This is a genomic window from Paraburkholderia humisilvae (genome assembly GCF_902859855.1).
GTDB classification, from domain to species: Bacteria; Pseudomonadota; Gammaproteobacteria; order Burkholderiales; family Burkholderiaceae; genus Paraburkholderia; species Paraburkholderia humisilvae.
The window spans coordinates 1-5,601 of record NZ_CADIKH010000165.1 but is presented as its reverse complement, the minus strand read 5'-3'; the positions used below and the strand labels follow the sequence as shown (position 1 = coordinate 5,601).

Sequence of the window (5,601 nt, the reverse complement as noted above, 5' to 3'; positions counted from 1 at the left end):
CGTAAACGCACGAACCCCGCCTGGGAGGGCGGGGTTGGGGCGTCTGGAAAGGGGAGCCTGACGATTACCTACTTTCACACGGGGATCCGCACTATCATCGGCGTGGAGTCGTTTCACGGTCCTGTTCGGGATGGGAAGGGGTGGGACCGACTCGCTATGGTCATCAGGCATGAGGGGTTGCCGGGTCGCGTGCGGTTGGGTTCAACCGGGGTGCGCCACAGCCAATCGGGAAGAAGCGGGGGTGTAACGGGTGCAAGAGAATGGGGGGTTGTGTTGTCGGTGGCACAACAACGATCACTGGCCTGGCGTGTGGCTCGCCCCTTGCGGGGGCGGGGTCCGGGTAAATGCTGAAGCATTAACCATGACCGCGAAACACACCGGTTATAGGATCAAGCCTTACGGGCAATTAGTATCAGTTAGCTTAACGCATTACTGCGCTTCCACACCTGACCTATCAACGTCCTGGTCTTGAACGACCCTTCAAGGGGCTCGAAGCCCCGGGGATATCTCATCTCAAGGCGAGTTTCCCGCTTAGATGCTTTCAGCGGTTATCTCTTCCGAACATAGCTACCCGGCGATGCGACTGGCGTCACAACCGGTACACCAGAGGTTCGTCCACTCCGGTCCTCTCGTACTAGGAGCAGGTCCCTTCAAATATCCAGCGCCCACGGCAGATAGGGACCAAACTGTCTCACGACGTTTTAAACCCAGCTCACGTACCTCTTTAAATGGCGAACAGCCATACCCTTGGGACCGGCTACAGCCCCAGGATGAGATGAGCCGACATCGAGGTGCCAAACACCGCCGTCGATATGAACTCTTGGGCGGTATCAGCCTGTTATCCCCAGAGTACCTTTTATCCGTTGAGCGATGGCCCTTCCATACAGAACCACCGGATCACTATGACCTGCTTTCGCACCTGCTCGACGTGTCAGTCTCGCAGTCAAGCACGCTTATGCCATTGCACTATCGGCACGATTTCCGACCGTACCTAGCGTACCTTCGTACTCCTCCGTTACGCTTTGGGAGGAGACCGCCCCAGTCAAACTGCCTGCCATGCACTGTCCCCGAACCCGCTTCAGGGTCCAAGGTTAGAACCTCAAACAGATCAGGGTGGTATTTCAAGGACGGCTCCACGGGCACTGGCGTACCCGCTTCACAGCCTCCCACCTATCCTACACAGACCGGTTCAAAGTCCAATGCAAAGCTGCAGTAAAGGTTCATGGGGTCTTTCCGTCTAGCCGCGGGGAGATTGCATCATCACAAACACTTCAACTTCGCTGAGTCCCGGGAGGAGACAGTGTGGCCATCGTTACGCCATTCGTGCAGGTCGGAACTTACCCGACAAGGAATTTCGCTACCTTAGGACCGTTATAGTTACGGCCGCCGTTTACCGGGACTTCAATCAGGAGCTTGCACCCCATCATTTAATCTTCCGGCACCGGGCAGGCGTCACACCCTATACGTCCACTTTCGTGTTTGCAGAGTGCTGTGTTTTTATTAAACAGTCGCAGCCACCAGTTTATTGCAACCCCTTCACCCTCCGCCCGCGGGGGCGTCAAGCTACAGGGGCGTACCTTATCCCGAAGTTACGGTACCAGTTTGCCGAGTTCCTTCTCCCGGGTTCTCTCAAGCGCCTTAGAATACTCATCTCGCCCACCTGTGTCGGTTTGCGGTACGGTCAATGTGAAACTGAAGCTTAGAGGCTTTTCCTGGAACCCCTTCCGGTTGCTTCATCGCCTGAGCGACTCGCGCCACGCCCTTGAATTGCGTGCCCGGATTTGCCTGAGCACCTTCTCCAACGCAGCGACCGGGACTTCCAACACCCGGACAACCTTCCGCGATCCGTCCCCCCATCGCATTTCACACTGGTGCAGGAATATTGACCTGCTTCCCATCAGCTACGCATTTCTGCCTCGCCTTAGGGGCCGACTCACCCTACGCCGATGAACGTTGCGTAGGAAACCTTGGGCTTACGGCGAGGGGGCCTTTCACCCCCTTTATCGCTACTCATGTCAGCATTCGCACTTCCGATACCTCCAGCACACCTTCCGGTGCGCCTTCGCAGGCTTACGGAACGCTCTCCTACCATGCGTGCAAGCACGCATCCGCAGCTTCGGTATATGGCTTAGCCCCGTTACATCTTCCGCGCAGGACGACTCGATCAGTGAGCTATTACGCTTTCTTTAAAGGATGGCTGCTTCTAAGCCAACCTCCTGACTGTTTTTGCCTTCCCACTTCGTTTCCCACTTAGCCATATTTGGGGACCTTAGCTGGCGGTCTGGGTTGTTTCCCTCTTGACACCGGACGTTAGCACCCGATGTCTGTCTCCCGTGATTGCACTCTTCGGTATTCGGAGTTTGCTATGGCGAAGTAATCCGCAATGGACCCTTCAACCATGACAGTGCTCTACCCCCGAAGGTGATACACGAGGCACTACCTAAATAGTTTTCGGAGAGAACCAGCTATTTCCAGATTTGTTTAGCCTTTCACCCCTATCCACAGCTCATCCCCTAGTTTTTCAACACTAGTGGGTTCGGACCTCCAGCACGTGTTACCGTGCCTTCATCCTGGCCATGGATAGATCATCTGGTTTCGGGTCTACACCCAGCGACTATGACGCCCTGTTCGGACTCGCTTTCGCTACGCCTGCCCTATTCGGTTAAGCTTGCCACTGAATGTAAGTCGCTGACCCATTATACAAAAGGTACGCCGTCACCCTTGCGGGCTCCGACTGTTTGTATGCATGCGGTTTCAGGATCTGTTTCACTCCCCTCCCGGGGTTCTTTTCGCCTTTCCCTCACGGTACTGGTTCACTATCGGTCGATCACGAGTATTTAGCCTTGGAGGATGGTCCCCCCATCTTCAGACAGGATTTCACGTGTCCCGCCCTACTTGTCGTACACCCAGTTCTTCCTCCCGGTTTTCGCCTACGGGGCTATCACCCGCTATGGCCGCACTTTCCAGAGCGTTCGGCTAACCATGAAGATAACGTGTACCGGCTGGTCCCATTTCGCTCGCCACTACTCTGGGAATCTCGGTTGATTTCTGTTCCTGCGGCTACTTAGATGTTTCAGTTCGCCGCGTTCGCCTCACATGACCTATGGATTCAGTCATGGATACTCCATTCGGAGTGGGTTTCCCCATTCGGATATCGGTGGATCAAAGCTCGTTTGCCAGCTCCCCACCGCTTTTCGCAGGCTACCGCGTCCTTCATCGCCTGTGATCGCCAAGGCATCCACCACATGCACTTGTTCGCTTGACCCTATAACGGGTGTGTCTCATGCTGCTCCACACGCCGCTACAGGCTGAGTTTTCGCGTTGTGCCGTATTCCAAGCGCCCTCTCTTCGAGGACCCTTAAATACTTTCGATACAATCACAACCCTGATTCACCCGCGCGCATCCATCTCAAGATGCGCCCGGTGAATCTCTCTTACTGCTTCTTCCTGATTGTTAAAGAACGACAGCCGACCACTCCTGCAGTCGACGCTGGCTGGCGCAATCGCCAATACGCAGACCGCCGCCCGCTTCACACGGGCCGGCACTCTCCGGATTGGGGACTGTGGTGGAGGATGACGGGATCGAACCGACGACCCCCTGCTTGCAAAGCAGGTGCTCTCCCAGCTGAGCTAATCCCCCGCATGACACCGCCCGAAGGGATCTTCATCGCAGCCACCGATGGTGGGTCTGGCTGGATTCGAACCAGCGACCCCCGCCTTATCAAGACGGTGCTCTAACCGACTGAGCTACAGACCCCTTCAGCCTGTCCTTCAATGCACAGCCGACAAGTGTGAGCGCTCAACTTTGAGACGCAAAGCTCGGGAAAGGAGGTGATCCAGCCGCACCTTCCGATACGGCTACCTTGTTACGACTTCACCCCAGTCATGAATCCTACCGTGGTGACCGTCCTCCTTGCGGTTAGACTAGCCACTTCTGGTAAAACCCACTCCCATGGTGTGACGGGCGGTGTGTACAAGACCCGGGAACGTATTCACCGCGGCATGCTGATCCGCGATTACTAGCGATTCCAGCTTCACGCAGTCGAGTTGCAGACTGCGATCCGGACTACGATCGGTTTTCTGGGATTGGCTCCGCCTCGCGGCTTGGCAACCCTCTGTTCCGACCATTGTATGACGTGTGAAGCCCTACCCATAAGGGCCATGAGGACTTGACGTCATCCCCACCTTCCTCCGGTTTGTCACCGGCAGTCTCCCTGGAGTGCTCTTGCGTAGCAACTAGGGACAAGGGTTGCGCTCGTTGCGGGACTTAACCCAACATCTCACGACACGAGCTGACGACAGCCATGCAGCACCTGTGTGATGGCTCCCTTTCGGGCACGCCCGGCTCTCACCCGGCTTCCATCCATGTCAAGGGTAGGTAAGGTTTTTCGCGTTGCATCGAATTAATCCACATCATCCACCGCTTGTGCGGGTCCCCGTCAATTCCTTTGAGTTTTAATCTTGCGACCGTACTCCCCAGGCGGTCAACTTCACGCGTTAGCTACGTTACCAAGCCAATGAAGGCCCGACAACCAGTTGACATCGTTTAGGGCGTGGACTACCAGGGTATCTAATCCTGTTTGCTCCCCACGCTTTCGTGCATGAGCGTCAGTATTGGCCCAGGGGGCTGCCTTCGCCATCGGTGTTCCTCCACATCTCTACGCATTTCACTGCTACACGTGGAATTCCACCCCCCTCTGCCATACTCCAGCAATGCAGTCACCAATGCAGTTCCCAGGTTAAGCCCGGGGATTTCACATCGGTCTTACATCACCGCCTGCGCACGCTTTACGCCCAGTAATTCCGATTAACGCTCGCACCCTACGTATTACCGCGGCTGCTGGCACGTAGTTAGCCGGTGCTTATTCTTCCGGTACCGTCATCCTCCATCCATATTAGGAACGAAGTTTTCTTTCCGGACAAAAGTGCTTTACAACCCGAAGGCCTTCTTCACACACGCGGCATTGCTGGATCAGGCTTTCGCCCATTGTCCAAAATTCCCCACTGCTGCCTCCCGTAGGAGTCTGGGCCGTGTCTCAGTCCCAGTGTGGCTGGTCGTCCTCTCAGACCAGCTACGGATCGTCGCCTTGGTGGGCCTTTACCCCACCAACTAGCTAATCCGCCATCGGCCGCTCCTTGAGCGCGAGGCCTTCCGGTCCCCCGCTTTCATCCCCAGATCGTATGCGGTATTAATCCGGCTTTCGCCGGGCTATCCCCCACTCCAGGACACGTTCCGATGTCTTACTCACCCGTTCGCCACTCGCCGCCAGGGTTGCCCCCGCGCTGCCGTCCGACTTGCATGTGTAAGGCATGCCGCCAGCGTTCAATCTGAGCCAGGATCAAACTCTTCAGTTCAATGCCTGTTACTTTTCGGTTCCACAGTTTCCTGCGAACCGGTCGCTCACTCAAAACGTACTGACGAGTGCTTCCAGCCATAAAGCCGGAAGCCCTTCAATACTTCCGTGAGCACCTGATACTTTTGCTCGCGATGGCCCCAAGACCATCGTGCGCCGCCATCAAGCGCCCACACTTATCGACTGTGTATTGTTAAAGATCGCTTCACGCAAAAAGGCCGGATCGCTCAACCACCGCACCCCACCA

The 5,601-nt window shown here is 56.0% G+C and carries 2 tRNA genes and 3 rRNA genes; all 5 read right to left on the bottom strand.

The annotated features are described in order from the left end of the window. Positions 1-55: 55 nt before the first annotated feature. A 5S ribosomal RNA gene (gene rrf, locus HV796_RS39915) occupies positions 56-168 on the bottom strand. Positions 169-385: 217 nt separating this feature from the next. Further along, positions 386-3,265: ribosomal RNA gene (locus HV796_RS39910) — 23S ribosomal RNA — on the bottom strand. A 299-nt stretch (positions 3,266-3,564) separates the two neighbouring features. Then, positions 3,565-3,640: transfer RNA gene (locus HV796_RS39905), tRNA-Ala, on the bottom strand. A gap of 40 nt (positions 3,641-3,680) precedes the next feature. Beyond that, positions 3,681-3,757, bottom strand: a tRNA-Ile gene (locus HV796_RS39900). Between the two features lie 67 nt (positions 3,758-3,824). Next, a 16S ribosomal RNA gene (locus tag HV796_RS39895) occupies positions 3,825-5,355 on the bottom strand. Together the 16S, 23S and 5S rRNA genes with 2 tRNA genes alongside form the textbook arrangement of a ribosomal RNA operon. Positions 5,356-5,601: the final 246 nt, after the last annotated feature.